This is a genomic window from Roseibium hamelinense, from assembly GCF_007830545.1.
GTDB lineage: Bacteria > Pseudomonadota > Alphaproteobacteria > Rhizobiales > Stappiaceae > Roseibium > Roseibium hamelinense.
The window spans coordinates 39,727-59,628 of the sequence record NZ_VLLF01000007.1 but is presented as its reverse complement, the minus strand read 5'-3'; the positions used below and the strand labels follow the sequence as shown (position 1 = coordinate 59,628).

The following is a 19,902-nucleotide window of genomic DNA, read 5'->3' as shown; positions in this document are numbered from 1 at the left end:
GTCAGCGCGCCCTGCAACTTGCGGGAAACCCGTACATAATGCAGTGAACCCGTCTTTACTTAAAAAATGAAACCCTGATCGAACACATGCTCCGTCAGCATGCGGTTCTCTGCGGATTCTGAGAAACCAATCAAGATCTGTGTGTCGTCAACCAATTGATTGGCGTAGGCGTGAGACCAAGCCGTCAGCCCCGCGTCCTCCGCCTCCCTGCCCAGGCTATTGACGTAAAAGGCTGCGACCTTTTCTTCAACACTGTCGAAACCATTGTAAAGGAGAGAGAACTCTTCAGAGTTCACAAAGGATAAAGCAATCGTATAGAGGTCTGTCCCGTTGTCAGCTGCGTCCAGCCAGATTTCAAATCCAGCTTCATCCGGTGCGCGGTCAAACGCGGTTTCATATAGTCGATAGATCTGGCCAGCTGATCCTTCGTTGTCGAACGCAACTTGCGTACCGTCTGAAAAGTGAATCCGCTCAATGCCCTGCAGCGTATCTTGTTCGTTGGAGTGTGCGAACAGGATCTCCCCGTCACGTTCGGCGCTTTCGAAAAGCACGAATTCCGCATCGAAAGCATAGTGTGCCAAGACAATATCGATGCCTGAGCCTCCGACGTAGAGATCATTGCCCAAACCTTCGACGAACAGATCGTTTCCGCCTCCGCCATCAACAACATCGTCTCCGCGGCCCGGCGTAATCAAATTGCCGAATTCATTGCCTGTGATTTTGTCGTCCCCGTCTCCGGTAACCACCTGTTCGATGATTGTTTCAGCACTGATCGACATCAAGGCACCGTCGATCTGGCTGGCTGACCCGGCTTGCATATCGATTGTAACCGCATTCGCGATAGCTGCCGTGTTTATCGTATCTGTCCCGGAACCATCGGTAAGCACCTTCATTCCGAATTCTGAAAACTCGGACGTATAATAGTAGACATCATTGTCGGTTGACTCTGTTCCACGCACGTCCAGCAAGGCGGACACACCAGACAAGTCGACGCCGTTATCCCCAAAATCGATTTCCAACCGCCATTCGCCGGCGGCCCCTTCACCTCGGAAGATTTGGGACATGTAGTCCCAAGCATAAGCCCCACCAATGGCGCCAGAAATACTTTCACCTTCAAACAGAATGCTTTCAGTGCCGTTGGGCGACCACAATCTGATGCTTTCGATCGCTTCAATCGCGATGTTCGAGTTCAAACTCAAGGTCACGGATTGGAGATCATAGGTATTGCTGACGAAAAAACTGGCCGTCGCGACGCTGTCGATGGCGCTGAAGGACCAGTTTGCCGCGGCAAAGCTTGCTTCAAACTGGTCGGGCACCGCGCGCCCGATTGTCCAGGTTTCAGCAAGCCGGACAGCTTGAAATGCATCTACCAGGCCAAAGCCATAGTCGTTTGAAAAATGCATCCCTCCGCCATTCCAGTTGGAGGCTGCATTTGTTTGCCACGCGTAGAGTTCATTACCACTCGCGGGCGCCCCTTGATGTGACCCGGTGTGCCGGGCCGACAGCGCCAAAATATCCTGGACATCTTGCCATGCCAACGCTGGATTGGCATCCAACATCAAAGCCACGACGCCCGAAACCATCGGTGCGGCCGCTGATGTCCCACCAAATTTGTCTGTCCTGTCGCCCGCCGAATAGCCCGCGAAACCGGATCGATCGCTTGTGGTGACGCCAAGTCCAGCGCCCGAAGAAGGAGTAGACACCAGGATATTGGCTCCTGGAGTGGAGTAGAATGACACGTCGCCTGTATAGTCGACAGCACCCACCACGATCATCCCCTCATGGTTGGCGACGTAGTCATCAGTCGCAAACCGGCCATCCGCCCGGCTGTTTCCGGCTGATTTGACCAGGACTGTCCCCAGACCGGCCCGGCCATAGGTCAGCGAAGCGTCGAGACTGGCGTTTATCGGACGCCAGTAAACCGCATGGCTGAAGACATCATTGCCATACAGCGCATAGCTGTAACCCCAGCTGTTGTTTACGATGTCGAAGTTCCAAGCGTAGGAAAATGCATCTTGGACACTCAACGCGCCTGATCCAAATATCCGCAACGACGCCAGCTCAACTCCCGGTGCGATCCCGATTGGGTCTGATTGCGAGCTTTCGGCTGCGATAATGCCCGCGACAGCAGTTCCATGGCCGTAGCCACTGCCGGTCGGATCTCCGGAAGATCCCGTTCCACGTTCCGTTGCGTCGAACAATGAACCGATTGCATGCTCCAAGCTGTCATGCGTGGCTTCGATACCATCATCGACGACGGCAACACGGATACCTGCCCCACCGGTCTCGGACCAAATACCGCTCACGTTCAGATGAACGGAAGTTTGAAGACCAGACGCACTTGTTCCGTCCAGATGCCACTGATACTTGGCACCGCCCAGATCGATTGACATTTGACACCCCATCTATTCTTTGAGGTGACGATACGATCCGGGAATGTATATTCTGTTTATTTGTTTAGTTACCGGAATTTTTATTTACGATTTATAATGTATTTACTATCAGTTTTTTAAGGTTATCAAACTCTATACATTTCATTTTCGAAATATTTACTTTAATAATTCATTTAAATCACCTGTACCGCCTTGAAGACAAAAAGCCCGGCCTGACGGCCGGGCTTTTTTTCTGATCTTAGATTTCGAATGCGCTGAGTTACCCGATCGGGTCTTCAACAATCACATTGATGCCTACCGTGCTTACCAGTTCGTCGCCATCGAATGCCGAAAGCTGGATGGTGTATATACCTGCATCAGTGGGATCGAAGTTTTCCAATTGTTCCAGTCCATCAGCTCCATTGAAGAATTCATAATTCCATGAGTTTTGAGCAACGTTTAGTGAAGCGATGTTGCCAGCATACTCGGTTTCGTCAGCTGCACTCACCTTACTGCTTTGGGTGGTAGTATTCGTTCCCATTGCGTGATCCGCGAGTACAACATTGATTGGATCAAACCCGCCGGTTCCAAAGTCAGTCGCGGCCGATGGATCACCATCAATTTCCAACAGGTAAATATAGTCATCGAGTGTCTTGCCGGAAGATCCATCAATGTCAGTGTTGATAGTCCACTCAAAGTTCCAGATCGGTGTTGTTACCGCGCCTGGCGCAAAGCTGAATCCGGTCGGCGGCGTCCCAGTGTCAAATGTGTATGTTCCGTCACCGTTTGAATTGAACTCATTCTGCGGTTGGTTAGTCTCATCGAACCGAAGTTTTGCGCGAAGACCCAGTTCAATTGCATGACCGTCAGGCGTGGAAATCACATGATTGGCAGTGAATGATCCGTTTGCGTTGCCTGATCCGAAAATGACCTCCGGGATCACGAGCTGATCGAAAATGTCACCCGGTGAACTGACATCAAGTGCAAAGATCGCGTTATCAGCATCAAATCTCGCGTTTTCTATGCCGACAAGGGTGTCAGTGCCTTCATCACCGTTACCTGCGTTATTGTCTATAACCGAATACGTGTCGATATCGGTTTTTATGATTGTGTAATCGGACCGGGAGCCGCTGAACAGGGCGATGTCTTCACCTTCGCCGCCATTGAGTGTGTCGTCTCCTTCGCCACCAAACAGCTGATCATCCCCCCCCAGTCCAGACAGCGTATCGTCGCCGCCATAGTCTGTGCCGTATTCCGCGTCTGTGTCGTTTTCCGCAAGTGCGTTAAGGAAATCGTTCGCTCCTGTTCCGGTTTGGGTGTTGTCAGCGTCAGTGCCACGGATGAACACATCGAAGCCGAGGTTTGCTGAGGATCCGTTGGTGACACTGACACCAGACAAATCAAGAGTCTCTGTTGCTGCTCCCCCCGCGAAGTTCCCCGGGTAACCGGAGTTCCCGACCGTATCTAGTCCACTGGAAGCAACCGGATCGATGAATACCAAGTAACCCCAGTTGGAACTGCCATCGAGTGAAACATTCGACAAGGAAGCATTTGACAAGTCGGTAAAGCCTTGAATGGCTATGTGATTTTTATGATACGATCCCTGAACCGACACATTTGAAATTTGCACAGTACCGATCGGTGAGCTGACGTCATATGTGGACTGTTCGAAACCTGCGATTTGAATGGCTGTATCGCCTTTGCCTGCGGCCGGATCTCCATCTGTTCGTGTGCTTGTAAAGCTGACACCATCAATAGTGGCTGCCCCTTGGTAGTCAAAAAGTACGAGATCGCCGCTGCCGTTGCTGCCCCCCTGGCCATTGTCTGTAAAGCTGCTGTTGGTCACTGAAATCGCAGCCAGGCCATCAACAGAATTCACAATAATGCCGTGGGTGCTATTTCCGTCGAAGTTGCTGCCGTCAATCAAAAGGCTATCAAGCTGAGTTGACGAATGAACGGAGACACCAGCAGTGTTTCCGGCAAAATCAAATCCGGAAATCGCGATCGAAGCCGCCCCCCCATTGTTGATGTCGCCAGTGATCTGGATTCCGGCACCGCCAGTATCGATCACAGGATTGTTCCCGCCTAGATCCGGTTGTCCGACCAGCGTCACTGCCTTGTCTATCGTCAGGCTCTCCGAGTACGTGCCCGCCTCAACCACAATTGTCGCCCCCTCGGGCGCACCATCTATGGCGTCTTGGATAGATTCACCGTCGGCAACGACGATGTTTCCGTCCGCATCAAAGTTCAGAGGCGCACCGGACTGATAGTCTACAACCGCATTACCGGTACCACTGAATGTGTTGGTCGCAACGATTTCGGCGACCGTGTCAGCGGCATCCGGTAAATCGACACCAACGCCGAGGCCGATCCCTTCGACACTGGTGTTGAAAATATTGCCCGACAGATCGAGGATGGACATGTCCTCGGTTCCGGCCAGGCCATAGCTGACCGTAGAGTCAAAGGTATTTTCCGTGATCGTGACATCCTCGGGTCGTCCGTAAAAATCGCCTTGGATGCCTCTGAAAGCATTCGTCAGTGTGTTGCCGACGATCTCAGATCCAGACGTATCTGTTGGAGCAATTGCCCGCCCGTTTGTGTTGCCGATGTCAAATCCATTGTCGATTGTAAAGCCCTCAAGGCGAACATTGTCGGCCGTGATAGCGACGGTCGCACCGGGGTAATCGGATGCAAAAAAACCTGTGATCGTAACGTCAGCCCCTGGTGCAGCGACCAGTGTCAAGCCTTCTACATCGATCTCAATGGGACCGGTGTAAGTCCCATCCTTGACCACAATTGTGTCGCCGGAACTGGCTGCAGCAATGGCGGCTTGGATCGTCGTATACTCTGCTCCAGGCGCACCGACTTCAATTGTGTTGTTGACGGTGACCTCAATCTCCTGGGTCGTTGTATTTCCGGAGGCGTCGGTTGCACTGACAGTCACTTCATAAAGGTTGTCGCCGTTGTCATCCGCAGGAGTCTCATGATCTGGAGCGGTTGCGAAGCTCAATTCACCCGTAGAGGTATCGATGTCAAAGGCAGCTGCGTCAACGCCGCCGCTGATCCCATAGCTCACAGCTGCATTGTCGGTTGCAGCAACTGTTGCAAAGTCGAGGGTGTTTTCATCAACGGAAAAAACGCTTCCGGAAGTGAATACAGGAGCACTGGTATCTGCCGGAGCGCCGCCCCCGCCGGCACCCGCACCGCCAGTGTCATCAGGATTGATCACTCCTCCGTCATCCGGGTTGTCAGACCCTGCGATGCCGTCATCGTCCTGGCCATCTCCGTTCACATCCCCGATGTTTTGGCTATCGATGATGCTGTCGTCGTTGAATCCGGAGCCGTCGCTGTTGGCAATCGTTCCTGCAAGATTGTCAGCGTTTTGGTCCGGATTGTCTGAGCCTGCTGCTGTTTTCAAATCAGCAGAAGCTTCGCCTTGGATCACCTTCTGTGTTTTTACGATTTTGACGATGGCATCGTTGGAATTCGTGCCGAAATTTGGATCAAGGGGATTTAGTGCGGCGAGACCGTCTACCGCCTCGTCAATCTCCTTGTTTGCTGCTGCAGCGATCTTTGCCGCACTGTCAGCAATCGATTCAACTTTTGTCAGAGCGTCACCGGTAAGCCCCGCGCCTGATGCGGCACTATTGATAACATTGACCAAAAGGTCAGTCGCGTCGTTGGACGCATCGGCGTCGGTGGCCGATGTGCTGGTAAGGTCAACCGTTGAGCCTCCACCCTGCCCTGCAAGCGCAGATGCCAATGCGTTAAACACGGCATCCGCTGCGTCTTGATCGGAGACGGACCCGTCCGCTCCAGTGATGGCGGCTGTGCCTTGCGCAACAAGATTCAGGATCTGGGCGCTTGCGGAATACAGCTGCGCTGCTTGCAGATCGCTCAAGCCGTCTGCGCCGTTTGGATCGCCCTCACCGGCTTCTGCGACAAAGTCAGTGGTGGTCAAATCGGCTGTTATTGAACTCAGTCCAAGCAAACCCTTGAGTTGGGTTTGTGCGTCGGCAGCCTTCTCCGCATCGGTTTTGGAAGTATCGGTGTCCTGATCCGCCAGCTTTTTGACCATCGTAGTCAAAGGCGTGACCACAGTTGAACCTGAAGGCGCTTCCAGCTTGCCCGTGAATGGCAGTCCGGTCGAAATATCCGTTCCTTCTGTGGCAATCAGATTGCCGAGCGGGGTGCCGTCGGGAAAAGAAAAGTTGCCGAGACTGTCCGTGGTAACTGTGGGCTCATCAGGGCCTATTATGCCGTCCCCGTTCAAATCGATCCCAACAGTTGCGCCAGCGACCTTCCCGTCAATGACATCACCGGTCAGATCAGCAGACGAACCGAGGGCAAACAGGCTGAAGACGGGACTCGGCGAATTGCCTTGCCCGACAGCGCTCAAATAGGTGGAAACATTCGCATCTGACCGGCTTTGAAACTCTGGACTGTTTGAAAAGCCGACCAGTATTTCGGCCGTCGACAATCCTGATGTGATCCAGCCCTGCAGACCTTCCGCGTCCGGTGCACGACCGAGGGCTTGCTGATAAAGCGCTGTCACGAAACCTGTCAGATCGCCCTGAGCAGCTTCCGGATAGCGTGCCGCGAACTCAGCGGAACCAGTGAACCCTGCTGCGATTTCCTGAATGGAAGACCCCGCGCGGACCTGCGCCGCCCAGCCTTCGAGCCCGCTGTCATCTGGTACGCGGCCAAATGCAGCTTCATACAACCGCACAAGCGGATCGATGATCGCGTCTGCTTCGGCTGAATTTACAAACTGAGCCCGGACATCATCCAGCGAGTTCCCATCGGCGACGGCTGAGACCCAACCGGCGAGGCCCGCAGAATCGGGCTCCCTCTTCAAAATGGACGTGAAATAGCTGCTTATCTGACTTTCTACGGTGGTCGACATGCCCCAAACCCCTACGCAATTATTACAAGCAGTGCACAACCGAAGTCCGGCACTTAAAAATTGCCGAGCGATTATTGATAGATTAACGGAACGTTAACACAGTCGATCAAATGCGGAAATATATAACGTATACAAATGGTAAACGCGATTATAACCCACTCTTTTTAGGGGTGCGCGGCGAAGGGGTAATTCCTAGCTGTTTTGCTGTCTCTGCCGAGATACGCCATGGGCTGTTTTGTGCCAGTGATGGGGTTGCCGGATGAACTCCCAGACCGCACGGTAGAACGCCAAACCCGCGAACAGCCAATAAACCGGAATGGCAAAAAGGCTCATAAAATCAATCAGTCCATAGCGCTTAAAGGATGCGACCGCTGCGGCAAACACCGCACCGGCATAGCCCACCGCACCAGCCGCGATCAGAACCAGTGACAGCCATGACAATGTCTCGAATGCGGCAAAACCTGCCGCCACACGAAAAAGAAAAATCAGGAAAGCTGAAAAGAAAACAGGATGGAGCGCGATCATCGTCAGGCTGCCGAGGAACACAGCTCCCATGGCGAAGGCGCGCTGCGTACCAATCTGATCAAGCATGAAGCCTGGATTTCGCATATGCACGCAGAAGGTTTGCAACCAGCCTTTGTACCAACGCGAGCGTTGCGCGAACCACGCGCGCAACGTGGTCGGTGCTTCTTCTCCTGTTGCGCTCGCCAAGACACCGGAGCGGTAACCAAATCTGGCAAGCCGGATCCCAAGGTCGGCGTCCTCGGTCACGTTGAACCGGTCCCAGCCGCCGACCGCTTCCAGTGCCTCACGCCGGAAATGATTAGAAGTCCCCCCTAGAGGAAAAGGCCAGTTCTTCTTGTAGCACCACGGCAGCAGTTGATCGAAAAGGCTGGCATATTCCATCGCGAACTGCCGGGCGAAAAAACCCTCTTTGTGATTATCGATCGTCAGATGTGCCTGCAGACAACCGAGATCCTTCGGCGCGAGCGCAAATGCCAAGGCCGCTTTTCTGAGTTGATCGGCATCTGGCCGGTCTTCGGCGTCAAACACGGTCACAAGGCTACCAGTTGCTAGAAGCAAGCCGTAGGACAGCGCGCGCGGTTTCGTCCGCGGGGTTCCTGGGGGCACCACCACCAATTCCATTTCAGGCGGCAAGCTTTTAGGAAAAGCCTGCCGAGTCGTGACATCGTCCTGTTCAACGAGAAACAGGATCTGAAGCCGGTGTTTGGGATAGTCAATGCGGCCAAGGTGCTTCAACAAGTCCTTGACCACCGCAGCTTCCCTGTGGAGCGGGACCAGGACCGTGTATTCGGGCCAGATGATGTCCGAAGCATATAGCCGTTCGGGAAAAGCAAAACTCAACGGGTCCTTGAGTGTGTTCAAGGCCGCTGCTGCGCGCACGAGACCCGACAGCAGACATGCCAGCCCGAACAGCGCAGCTCCCAACATGAACCAGAAGGCTGGAGTGGTCATAAAGCCGAGTAACAAAGAAACGAACCCTATCGCCACTATTGTCAACTGGGTTGCCGATAACCGAGTTTGGGCAGACATCTCGGGAAAACGGGTCTCAAGATCCCCGCTCGGAGTATTTTGAACCGTTGAGGCATGACGGAGAGCGGAAGGGGATGCAATCCGGATTTGCCGGGCAAATTCCGGGTGTTTTTGCAAATGTTCGCGGACCTGGCCGAATTGCGAGATGTCCGGGGCGATGGCATAGTATGCTTTGTTTTCATACAGGCTGACCAATAGCGGGCCATGACCATCGCTTCCCAACTGAATAACCCTATTGTTGAGAGTTCTCGGCCGAAAACTTCGTTCCGGCAGGAATGGTACACCGCAACATTCGGCAAACGCACTGTAAAGCGTTTCAAGACTGACAATGTTTTTCTGGACGAGATATTCGGCCGGAAGGCATCCCAGTTCGCTCGATTGTTTACATGCCGTTTCGAGGCAATGTTTTGGCACTCCGCGAAGGAGCAAAATCTCCAACTCAACCGGCAGCCGCATGCTACGCCTCCCCGTGCTGGCTCAATAGCAAAGTGATGTTATTTTTAACCTTGCATTTTGCTGTACCTGACAAGTAATGCACGCTAGAGATGTACAATCAATGGTTTATTTAAATAAATATGCAATTTTAATTATTCTCGCGTGCCTTGTGCCCACCCACTCTTCCGCTTCGGAAGCGCCAAATTTCTGGGATTTGAAAAGCGGATACGCCCGCCCAGTCCAAATCCCGGACACCATCCAGTTTCTTGCAACCGACGGCTATCCGCCATTTGTGTTCCGCGACGCGGAGGGGCGTTTGACCGGCTTTAACGTCGACCTGGCGCGGCGGTTGTGCCAGGAGCTGGAAATCTCTTGCTCGCTCCGCATTAAAGACTTCGATGAACTTCTGACCGGATTGCGCGAAGAAGAAGGCGACGCGATCATGGCGGGCTTGGCGCGATCTGCCGAGCTTGCTGAGGATGTCGTTTTTTCCGAAGACTACCTCAAACTCCCAGCGCGTTTTATCGCTCCACTCGGGCAGTACGACACCTCAAAAACACCCGAGATCAAGAACACGACGATTTCCGTAGAGGCGGGTTCCCGCCACGAAGCGTTCGCGCAGTCCTTTTTTTCCGGTGCGACCATTGTGTCCCTCGCAACTGTCCAAGATGCGCGTAACGCCGTGGCTTCGGGCGCAGCCGATTATCATTTCGGAGACGGGCTTGAGCTGTCGTTTTGGCTGCAAAGCGAAACATCGGGCAATTGCTGCGAATTTATTGGCGGTCCATGGCTCGAACCCGGCTATTTCGACCAGGGGATGTCGATCGCAACCCGGCGCGAGGACCGCTCCACTTTGGACGCCATCAACTATGGTCTCGAACGGCTGTACCGAAACGGCACCTATCAGGAACTATATTTGCGCTATTTTCCGCTTGGGTTTTACTGACCTGCCTTCGCACTGGCGGTTTTGCCGCTAATCGGGCAGAACAATGTCAATGAGCTCAGGATCCGGATATGTCATCTGATCAAACGCCGACCCTTTACTTGCTGTGCGGTAAAATCGCAGCTGGAAAAACCACACTGGCGGAGCAGCTGGCAAACCAGCCCGGGACAGTACTGGTCGCGGAAGATGCGTGGCTGAACGCGTTGTTCGCCGATGAGTTGACATCCGGACCGGATTATGTGCGGTGCGCAACAAAACTGCGCAGTATCATGGGACCACACGTATCAGACCTGCTCACAGCAGGCGTGTCCGTTGTGCTTGATTTTCCGGCAAACACCATCGAGACCCGTCGTTGGATGACGACGATCTTTAAAGAGAGCACTTCAGCCCATCAACTCCATGTACTGGACACTTCAGAGAAGAGATGCCTCGAACGCCTTCGCGCCCGGAATGCGTCTGGAACGCATCCATTTCATGTGAGCGAAGAGCTATTTCGCCGATTTTCGAGCTACTATGAGCCCCCGACGCCTGAAGAAGGTTTCAACCTCATTTGGCACCATGCGGAGCCATAAAGCACACCATGCGATCATGTAGGACGTTCGCGCGGCCGCTACTGACCTTGCACGATGGTTTCCGGACGCACACCGGTTTCAAGCCACGTTTCCAAAGGTCCCATCGGATCGATGTCCGCGCTTGACACTCCTGCAGGCCCTTTCAGGATCCCGCAATGATCGACGCCCGGGATCATGAACAACGCGACGGATTGTTCCAAGACATCCTGACCACCTGCCTTGTCGGCGGCCTGTTCATACCACTCAACGGTTTTGAATGGCGTTACGATGGCGTCGGCCCAACCATGCCACACGATCATTTTGCCCCCGGCTTCGCGAAACGCGCTCAGATCCGGACTATCAGAGTTGTACGCTTTGGCCATGGTCGCCAATTTCGCCGGATCCGTGTCAAAATCGAAGTCCGACGGTCGCCAATCCGGTCCCGGATCGTCCGCAAACGCCATGTAGGCGCCAAAATTGGTCGTAAATGCGTTGACCAGTTTGCCGCCGCCCTCGGTGTTTCCGGTCAGCCAAAGCCACCAAAACGGCTCTGATCCGGCCGGAACGCCTCCGGGATAGAGCTGGTCACCCGCAGAATTTACCGGCCCGGAATACCATTTCTCCAGAACGCCCAGTTCCGCCTCGGTTAAACACTGATCTCCCGCATCGGCGTCGCATTTCAAAGCCGAAAAATCCGGTTCACACAACCTTGGATCTTCAACGACACTCTTCTCGTTACCGCATTGACCGGCTATCGCATCACCAATCAACTTCTCTTTACCCGGTCTCAGGATCTGGTTGCCGTCAGGATCCGTGTTGGCCTGCATGAGCCAACTCATTTTTGTGGCAACCAACCCGGTATAATCCATAGCGGGAGCCCCAGAGATAATGCCCTGAAACATGTCCGGATATTTCTGCGCAGCCATATGGGCCATGCGCCCACCCGTTGAACACCCCTGAAAAACGGCCTGATTGGCGGGCGTTCCATATAAAACATCGATTAGGAGATTTGCGACCCTGTTGGTTTCTCCGATCGACCGCCACCCCCAGTCCCGCTCGGCATGGGGGTCATGATGGGCCCAGGCAGCATCCACCACTGACAATCCGTGGTGACCGCTGTCCGATGTTGCCGTCGCATAACCACGCTCAAGCCCCGGACGCATGGCGTTTATCCAACTGTTCCCAGCGTCCGCACGGCCTAAAATACCGCAGAACCCGCCGCGCCCTGCCTGATAGTATTTGCCGTTCCAGTCTTCCATCGGCAGCCGGACCTCAATGGAAATGTTGGGCAAGGCCGTTGCCCGAACTTCGCAATAGGCCGGCAGCGCATCATTTTTGGAAATGACCTGTGCTGTCGTTACATATCCGCCGTCAAAAGGGACATTCCGAAGTGCGCTGCAGTCGGCGTCGGTTCGCGCAAGGGACGGCGCCGCCAGCAACACTGCGCTGATTGAAAAAACAACACTAGGCACCCGCATCGCATCCTCCCAAATGCCAAATCCGTGATGCGCATGTTCGGGCGAAGCGGGCGGGTTGTAAACGCCTAATTGGACTTACCGTCGAGCAGGATCATTTTTCAAGGGAAACAGCAAGCTCCAGCTGAAACGGCGGGCCTGTTTGGACGTTTCCTCGCTCAAACCGATCTGCATCCCATCATGGCCGCCTTCCGGCTGATCGGTGTAGGTCGCAAACACTCTATCCCAAATCGACAAGTTGAAGCCGTAGTTGGAATCCGTTTCGATCATACGTGCCGAATGGTGAACCCTGTGCATGTCGGGCGTTACAACGATCAGACGAAGGGCCGCATCCAGCCAGCGCGGCAGCGCGACATTGGCATGATTGAACATGGCAGCGCCGTTCAAGACAATCTCAAAAACAAGAACTGCTTCGACCGGTGCGCCTAACGCAACGATAAACAGACCTTTCCAGACAAAAGACAAAAGGATTTCAACAGGGTGAAACCGAAGCGCGGTTGTGACATCCATATCGCCATCTGCGTGGTGGACCCGGTGGATCCGCCAGAGAACCGGCACCTTGTGCGCCGCCCAATGCTGGAGCCAGACGATGAAATCCAACACCAGGAACGCGACAATTCCTGCAATCCAAACGGGCACCTCAACAAGATTGAACAGGCCCCAACCTTCGCGGGCAGCAAGATATGCCAATCCGACCCCGCCGATCGGGAAGACCAGGCGCACGAGAATGGAATCGAGAATGACGAATGCCCAGTTGGTCGGCCAGCGGCCCCTCCGTTCGATAGAGAGGTCCCGTTTTGGCAGCGCGATTTCCAACAGCGCCATAGCGAAGAATATGCCTGCAAAACACAGCATCCGGATCGTGTTAGTATCGAAATTCTCGGGCATAAGGAACTCAGGCACTCCTGACCGATTGCGTTGATTGTCTGTGTATTATACGTCAGGCGGCCGATCACGTATCATCAAAGCTTATGGAACTCTTGAGACCGATTATCGCATATGAGTGACTTTCTATGGAACCGGCCCGAAGACCAGCCACTCGCAACGCTCCTGCTTGCACATGGTGCAGGTGCTCCGATGGATTCTGTTTTCATGGAGAAAATCGCGGCAGCAGCGGCGGAAATCGGCCTTCTGGTCGCCCGGTTTGAGTTTGCCTACATGGCGGGGCGGCGAAGCGGCGGCTCGAAACGCCCACCACCAAAAGCCGAAAATTTGGTCGGCGAATTCCAAAAGGCGCTACAGTCCCTCCTCGGCGAGACCGAACATGATGTCATGATCGGCGGCAAATCCATGGGTGGGCGTGTCGCCGCAATGCTAGCCGGCGCGGATTCCCTGCCCAAACGTGTCAAAGGGTTTTGTTGCCTCGGGTATCCTTTTCATCCGGCCGGAAAGCCTGATGCGGAGTGGCGTCTGGAACCACTGGCGAACGCCAAACGGCCGGTGCTTGTGCTGCAGGGTGAACGCGACGCGTTTGGCTCCCGGGCAGAGCTGGACGTCATCAGCCTGCCCAAGCCGGTTCAGCTGTCTTACATCGACGACGGAAGTCACGATTTCGGGCCGCGCGGCAAAGCGCCAGCAACCCTGGACGGCAACATTTCTGCTGCAGCGGCCCGCATAGCGGAATTCGCAAAGACCTTGTAAGCAACCGTGTCGAGCGCACTCGCCTACTCCGCCGGAGTAAGGTCGGTTCCGCCGTCATGTGGTTCTGGCAACGGTTTCCGCCGAAGCATTATCACCTTTGCGATATCATCGCCGACTTGCAGCAGTGCAGGCACCAAAACCAGCACCAGCACAGTGGCGGTGGCGAGCCCGAATACGATCGTGATTGCCATCGGCAACAGAAACTGTGCTTGCAGACTGGTTTCAAACATGAGTGGCAACAAGCCGCCGATCGTTGTCAGCGAGGTTAGGAAAACCGCCCGTAACCTATCGCAGCTGGCCCTGATCGCAGCCTCTAGATTGCTCTCCCCGGTGGCCCGGCGCTCCTCAAAGCGCGCAACAAGAATAATGGAGTTGTTGACCAGAATACCAGCGAGGCCCAGCAATCCGATCATCGACAGGATCGTCAGTTTAAAGCCCATGAGGTAGTGACCGACGATGGCACCGACGATACCAAACGGTATGATCGACATGACCACGATGGGGCGGGAGTAGCTGGCAAAAATAGCCGCCAAGATGATGTAGATTGCTGCAACGGCCATGACGACGCCGGTCAAAAGCTCGGAGAAGGCTTGCTGTTGTTCCTCAGCCTTGCCGGCAAACTCATAATCCAATCCATATCTCGCCTGGAGATCGGGCAGGAAACTCTCGCTCAGCGATGAAATAATCTGGTTGTTCGAAGTCACGGAGCTGTCGACATCGGCAACTACAGTGACAATTGTTTTGCCATCGCGGCGGAGGATCAGCGAAAAGCCTTGCGCATCTTCCAGATTGACAACTTCAGTTAGCGGCACGAAGTCACCTGCCGGCGTTTTGAGCGACAGGTCCCTCAGTGAAGAACTTCCTGCCGGTTCAATTGCTTGGCGCACCCGGACCGTGACCTCCTCATCCCCTTCTGCGAACCGGCGGGCGATGTTGCCCTGAAATGCGTCGCGAATCTGACGTGCCGCACTTTCGACGGTGAACCCGAGTGCCCGGCCGCGCGGGGTCAAGTCGACCAACAGTTCAGGTTTGCCATAAGGCAGGTCGTCTTCCACAGCGCTGGTGCCGGGATACCCGGACACCTCTTGCTGCAACTCGAGGGCCGCAGCCTTAAGGTCTTGCAGCGGAGCACCTGACAACCGAATATCTAGGTCCCGCCCCGGGGGCCCTCCACGTCGTTCGGCAATGGCAATTCGGGATGTTGCTGCCAAGTCCGGTACAGCCGCTTGCCATGCCCGAACAATTTCAGGCGTGCGAATGCTGCGCTCTTCAGAACGCGATAGCTGCACATTGATATTCGCAAAGTTGTCGCCACGGTTGTTGCCGGCCTGACCGAGGGTGGCATAGGTTGAAACAATAAGGGGATCCCCATCATCTCCAGAGAGCTGAGCCTCAGCTTGCCAGAGTGCTTCCTCAATTGCCTTCATGCCATCGATTGCAACATCCTGGGGTGTACCAGCATGGAAAAAGATGGAGGCTGTCAGATTTTCGCTTTCGGGAGAAGGAAAGAACGAAAACCCGACACGGCCGCCTTGAACCAGCCCGGCGGACACAACCAGGCAGGCAACAGCCGTTGCGCAGGTCACATACCGCCAGTTCACCGCAGCGCGGACAATTGCGTGGAACGGATTGTCCCGGAACCAGTCAAACCCTGCATCAAAATTGCGCCGAAAAAAACCGGGCGTGTTCTCACGCCCCTGCGCCGCTTTGCGCCTGCGCAAGGTCTGCAACAGAGCCTCGATGCCAACGGCCACCGCGAAACACACCAGAATGATGATCACTTCGAACCCGAACAGCCCAATCGTGTCCAACAGATTTCGCAGTGGAATGGCGAGCGGATCAAGATAAGGCGGCACGGACAAGTCCGGCTGAGCAGCAAGACCGCTCAAGAAAAACGCAGGTGCACCGGCAATGACCACCACCCGCCACCAAGTCCAGCCTGGACGCCCGCCGAGCGAATGGCCCAGGTGTCCGGGCAAGATCACAAAACACTCGATCAGGGACGCGATCACGACGGCGACAACCACAACCGGCATGGTTCCCATGATCTGGCCAAGGATATCTCCGATCAACAGGATCGGCAAAAACGCGGCAACCGTTGTCAGGCCCGCGGCAAAAACCGGCGCGACCATCGTCTCTGCGCCGTTGATCGCGGCTTCGTCCGGGCTGTCACCGAGTTTGAGACGGGTGGCTGTATGTTCTCCCACAACAATGGCGTCGTCCACGATCACCCCAAGCATCATGATTAATGCAAACATGGAGATCATGTTGATGCTTTCGCCGAACAGCCACATGATGCCGAGCGTTGCCATCATCGCAACTGGAATACCGGCTGCGACCCACAGGGCGATCCTCGCGTTCAAGAACAGAAACAGGATTGCAACAACCAGAGCCAGCCCGCTCAAGCCGTTTTCCAGCAGCAGCGTGATCCGACCCTTCACCGCGTCGGCGCGCACATCGTATTTCAGGATCTCCAGCGTCGACGGCAGCTGCGGCCGGATTTCTTCCAAATACTGTTCGACAATCGCGGCAGCCTTGAGTGTATCGGTGCTCTCAACGCGTTTGATATCGATTTCGATTGCGCGCATACCCTTGGAAAAACCCTGGTTTTCGCCATCTTCAAAATCGCGGGATACATTGCCGATGTCGGCTATGCTGGTTTTTTCGCCAGACGCCAGTGTCTTCACGTAGATCCGGCTGATGGTTTCCGGCGTTTTGTTTTGGGCAATTGCCCGAATCTGTCGCTCGACCGCCCCTTCAATATTGCCCGCTGGAATGTCAATCGTGTTGCCCGACACAGCCGAGGCGACATCAGACACGGTCAGGTCAAGACGCCTCAGTTCGCGCTCGGGAATTTCAACCACGAATTCCGGAGAGCGGTATCCGCGCAATTCAACCTTGTCGATACCACGATCCAAAAGGTCGTCGCGCATCTGTCGGGCAAACGTCTTGAGGGCCTGCTCGGAAAAGGGACCGCGGATGGCAAGTGTGGCCACCCCGTCGGTGAAAGAGGATGCGGATACAACGGGTGTTTCGCTGTCCTGCGGCAAAGTCGTGATTCCGGAGACGGCCTGCTCGACATCCGAAAGCGCCTTTTGCAGATCGACCCCCTCGACAAACTCAAGGGTGAGCGTTGCCCCGCCTTCACGGCCATAGGACACCAGCTCATCCAGATCGTCGATAAAACGCAGTTCCGGTTCCACTGTCTCCAGAATATTAGCGGTTACATCCTCTGCGCTTGCACCCGGCCAGCTAATCGACACAGTGATCCGATCAGTCTTGATCGTGGGAAAGAACTGCGTATTGAGCTTTGACAGTCCGAACGCTCCAAACAGGATCATGATGACCATGACAAGATTTGCAGCGTTCGGATGGCGGACAATCGTTTCCAAAAAGCCGCCGGACTTCAAATTGGTCATGGCGATATCCTAGTTCTTGACGGCAGCTTGTGCGGTATCGGCTGCCGCGTCTGACGACCGCACAAAAGCATCCGGGTTTTCGGATGGATCAAGGGGAACAACCAAAAGGCCTTCCCCAGCTTCTGGAACACGGGTCGTCAGAATCACATCGCCGCTTTCCAAACCGCCACGCACGATGATCTCGTCGCCATCAAAGGCAAGAGGACGCGTCTGTCGGGGTGACAGACGGCCCTCCTCAATCACATAAACAAGACCATCCCCATAAACTGAGGTTTCCGGAATAACCGCAGTCGAGGCATAGGTCCGGTCCGCCACAAGCACCTCAACAAATGCACCCGGCCTAAGAGGGGTTTGTTCGGGATCGTACTCAATCACGGCAAACACATCGACACCGCCACGCGTGCTGGCCACATCCGCCCCCACGCGCTCCACCGTGGCCTGATACACCAGCGGTTCATTCCCCAGATTCCAGATCACTTCCACTTCGCGTCCAACGACTGTTCCGGCGTCTGCAACAATCCGACCATACTGGTTGTCAGACAGTGTGAACCGCACTTCGAGTTCGTCGCGGCTGTAGATGGAGGCAACCACGTCATTCACGCTGATCAGCCGGCCCGGCTGCGCTGCCTCCTCCCGGATGACTGCATCAAAAGGCGCTTTCAGAACCGTGTTTGCCAGTTGCCGCTCGGCATTTTGAACGCCCCATTTCAACCGCTTAATCGTGGCGTATTGCTGGACGACCCGGGCTTCCTCAAGGGCCAGCGTGTTTTGTCTCTGCTCCAAAGTCTGCTGGCGTTGCGACACCAGGAGTTTTCGCTCATCGACAGTTTGCTCGGTTACAGCACCGCGCTCGAGAAGCGACTGCGCGCGCTCAAGATCGCGTTTCGCGAATTCGAGCTGTTCGGTTGACCGTTCGATGTTTGCTTCTTCAAGAGCAACCCGGCCACGGTTTTGAACCTGTTGGGCTTCGGCTTCCGCCAGACTTGCCTGCGCTTCGGTCAGCGCACCTTCGTAATCGAACCGGTCAATCGCAACGAGAACCTCACCTTCGGATACGAGGCCGCCCGCCTTCAACGAAGGGTTGACCTCGACCACCTCGCCCCCGACAAGCGCACGCAAATCGACGGTACGTCCAGCCGTTACTTCGCCGTATACACTTATGACAGGTGCATGATCAGTGAGCGCAACTCTACGGCTCTCGACCGTGTATGCTTTTTCCTGAACCGCGCGTTTTGGAACGTCCGGCTTTGTTGCAATCAGCGTGTTCATGCCCTGAACGGCCGCGAATAACACGATCAACGCGATGACCGCTTGCAAGACGGCTTTTGCGACCATCCAAAATCGATGGGATCTGCGGCCGGGCCGTAGAATCTCTCGGTATTCTGAGGGAACGCTTTGATCTTCGCCGGGACGGTTCACGGACTGCAACATGGGATCCTCTTGTTTTGATCCTGCAAACAAATACGCCGCAACCTCCCCTACGGCTCATTTCGCGCTGCAAAATCTTCTTTAGGATACCGATAAGCCGTTTCTGAAACCGGATTGCAAGTTTCCAAATGTAACAAAGTATCGCGCAGGGCCGCGATCCGTTAATTCACGGAGGGCCCTGCGTAAATCCGATCATTCCGGATCAAATTCATAACGGGTACTGCAGAATTCGCAGGTCACGGAGATCTTGCCGTCAACAATCATGTTGGCGCGTTCTTCATCGCTGAATGTCGTCAGAATACCTTCGACTTTCTCTCTTGAACAACTGCACTTGTCGGCAATTGGCTGAGGTTCAAACAGCCTGACACCTCGTTCATGGAACAGGCGGAACAAAAGTCGTTCAACACCGACCTCCGGATCCGTCAGCTCCACATCCTTGACTGTTTCAACCAGGGTTTTCGCCTCAACCCACGCATCGTCCTCGTCCAGGCTATGCAGCACGGTCCCCTCCGGTGCATCTCCGGGATCAAGGTCCGGCTGCTTCATGCGTTCCGGTGCATCAGGCAGGAACTGGATCAGGACGCCTCCAGCTATCCATGTCTGAGCCGGCCCATCACCCTCTTGCCGGGTGAACAGCTCGCCGACTGCAAGCCGGACCTCGGTCGGAATCTGTTCGGACCGCGCAAAGTAGCGACGTGCGACTTCCTCCATCGAGATCCCATCCAGTTCAACAAGCCCTTGGTAACGGTTCATGTGCTTGCCCTGATCAATGGTCATTGCAAGGTGACCGCGTCCAAGGAGATTTTCCGGCGTTACCTGGTCTTTTGGCAGAGCTGCAAGTTTGTCCGCATCGAAAGTCGCACAAGCGCGGATCGCATCGGGAGATGAAAAATCAACAACCAGCATCGAGACCGGGCCGTCGGTCTGGGTTTGCAGAGTGAACCGGCCCTCGAACTTCAAAGAGGTCCCAAGCAGACTCGTCAGAACAATCGCTTCGGCAAGCAGACGCGAAACCGGTTTCGGATAAGCATGCCGGGCCAGAATGTCACCAACAACAGGACCGAGCGCCACGGCACGGCCGCGCACGTCAAGCCCTTCGACTGCGAATGGACGCACTGCGTCCATTCCGACCGGGGTTACACCGAAGTCTTCCAGATTAAATGCCACGCCATCACCTT

Annotated in this window: 11 protein-coding genes; 3 read left to right on the top strand and 8 right to left on the bottom strand. The window is 54.9% G+C overall.

Annotation, left to right across the window (positions count from 1 at the left end):
* Positions 1 to 59: 59 nt before the first annotated feature.
* The 3 genes from JM93_RS14320 to JM93_RS14310 all read right to left on the bottom strand — a co-directional run bounded on the left by JM93_RS14320 (position 60) and on the right by JM93_RS14310 (position 9,288).
* Positions 60 to 2,393: a S8 family serine peptidase gene (locus JM93_RS14320; protein WP_170230667.1), complete on the bottom strand. Its 2,334-nt coding sequence runs from the start codon at positions 2,391 to 2,393 to the stop codon at positions 60 to 62.
* Positions 2,394 to 2,652: 259 nt separating this feature from the next.
* A complete protein-coding gene (locus JM93_RS14315) occupies positions 2,653 to 7,278 on the bottom strand; it encodes a DUF4214 domain-containing protein (protein ID WP_145344592.1) in 4,626 nt (1,541 codons plus the stop codon).
* 192 nt (positions 7,279 to 7,470) lie between these two features.
* Positions 7,471 to 9,288, bottom strand: coding sequence for a glycosyltransferase family 2 protein (locus JM93_RS14310; RefSeq protein WP_145344589.1), 1,818 nt, complete (start codon positions 9,286 to 9,288; stop codon positions 7,471 to 7,473).
* A gap of 100 nt (positions 9,289 to 9,388) precedes the next feature.
* Here JM93_RS14310 and JM93_RS14305 point away from each other — a divergent pair, with 100 nt between their 5' ends.
* Together JM93_RS14305 and JM93_RS14300 are read left to right on the top strand one after the other, a co-directional pair.
* Positions 9,389 to 10,213, top strand: a complete 825-nt coding sequence (locus JM93_RS14305; protein ID WP_145344587.1) for a transporter substrate-binding domain-containing protein — start codon at positions 9,389 to 9,391, stop codon at positions 10,211 to 10,213.
* A 68-nt stretch (positions 10,214 to 10,281) separates the two neighbouring features.
* Positions 10,282 to 10,782 carry a P-loop nucleotide/nucleoside kinase family protein gene (locus tag JM93_RS14300; protein ID WP_145344584.1) on the top strand — a complete coding sequence of 167 codons (501 nt, stop codon included), beginning with the start codon at positions 10,282 to 10,284 and terminating at the stop codon, positions 10,780 to 10,782.
* A 38-nt stretch (positions 10,783 to 10,820) separates the two neighbouring features.
* Here the strand turns inward: JM93_RS14300 and JM93_RS14295 are convergent, their stop codons facing one another.
* The gene (locus tag JM93_RS14295; protein WP_145344581.1) at positions 10,821 to 12,239 is read right to left on the bottom strand and encodes a tannase/feruloyl esterase family alpha/beta hydrolase; all 1,419 of its coding nucleotides are present in this window, start codon (positions 12,237 to 12,239) and stop codon (positions 10,821 to 10,823) included.
* 75 nt (positions 12,240 to 12,314) lie between these two features.
* Entirely contained in the window at positions 12,315 to 13,124 is an 810-nt protein-coding gene (locus JM93_RS14290; RefSeq protein ID WP_208995190.1) for a sterol desaturase family protein, read from the bottom strand.
* 111 nt (positions 13,125 to 13,235) lie between these two features.
* Between JM93_RS14290 and JM93_RS14285 the strand changes: the two genes are divergently transcribed.
* Entirely contained in the window at positions 13,236 to 13,877 is a 642-nt protein-coding gene (locus JM93_RS14285; protein WP_145344578.1) for an alpha/beta family hydrolase, read from the top strand.
* Between the two features lie 23 nt (positions 13,878 to 13,900).
* On the opposite strand, the gene JM93_RS14280 is transcribed toward JM93_RS14285, so the two are convergent.
* From JM93_RS14280 to JM93_RS14270, 3 genes are all read right to left on the bottom strand, one after another.
* Entirely contained in the window at positions 13,901 to 17,296 is a 3,396-nt protein-coding gene (locus JM93_RS14280) for an efflux RND transporter permease subunit (RefSeq protein ID WP_145344576.1), read from the bottom strand.
* 9 nt (positions 17,297 to 17,305) lie between these two features.
* Positions 17,306 to 18,727, bottom strand: coding sequence for an efflux RND transporter periplasmic adaptor subunit (locus JM93_RS14275; protein ID WP_145344574.1), 1,422 nt, complete (start codon positions 18,725 to 18,727; stop codon positions 17,306 to 17,308).
* A gap of 189 nt (positions 18,728 to 18,916) precedes the next feature.
* A complete protein-coding gene (locus JM93_RS14270; RefSeq protein ID WP_244300847.1) occupies positions 18,917 to 19,891 on the bottom strand; it encodes an Hsp33 family molecular chaperone in 975 nt (324 codons plus the stop codon).
* Positions 19,892 to 19,902: the final 11 nt, after the last annotated feature.

Bases quoted from the DNA above. Each gene is read 5' to 3' on its own strand.
- JM93_RS14290 (WP_208995190.1), bottom strand. From the start codon at position 13,124: ATGCCCGAGAATTTCGATACTAACACGATCCGGATGCTGTGTTTTGCA.
- JM93_RS14280 (WP_145344576.1), bottom strand. From the start codon at position 17,296: ATGACCAATTTGAAGTCCGGCGGCTTTTTGGAAACGATTGTCCGCCAT.
- JM93_RS14295 (WP_145344581.1), bottom strand. From the start codon at position 12,239: ATGCGGGTGCCTAGTGTTGTTTTTTCAATCAGCGCAGTGTTGCTGGCG.
- JM93_RS14310 (WP_145344589.1), bottom strand. From the start codon at position 9,288: ATGCGGCTGCCGGTTGAGTTGGAGATTTTGCTCCTTCGCGGAGTGCCA.
- JM93_RS14275 (WP_145344574.1), bottom strand. From the start codon at position 18,727: ATGTTGCAGTCCGTGAACCGTCCCGGCGAAGATCAAAGCGTTCCCTCA.
- JM93_RS14320 (WP_170230667.1), bottom strand. From the start codon at position 2,393: ATGTCAATCGATCTGGGCGGTGCCAAGTATCAGTGGCATCTGGACGGA.
- JM93_RS14305 (WP_145344587.1), top strand. From the start codon at position 9,389: ATGGTTTATTTAAATAAATATGCAATTTTAATTATTCTCGCGTGCCTT.
- JM93_RS14315 (WP_145344592.1), bottom strand. From the start codon at position 7,278: ATGTCGACCACCGTAGAAAGTCAGATAAGCAGCTATTTCACGTCCATT.
- JM93_RS14300 (WP_145344584.1), top strand. From the start codon at position 10,282: ATGTCATCTGATCAAACGCCGACCCTTTACTTGCTGTGCGGTAAAATC.
- JM93_RS14285 (WP_145344578.1), top strand. From the start codon at position 13,236: ATGAGTGACTTTCTATGGAACCGGCCCGAAGACCAGCCACTCGCAACG.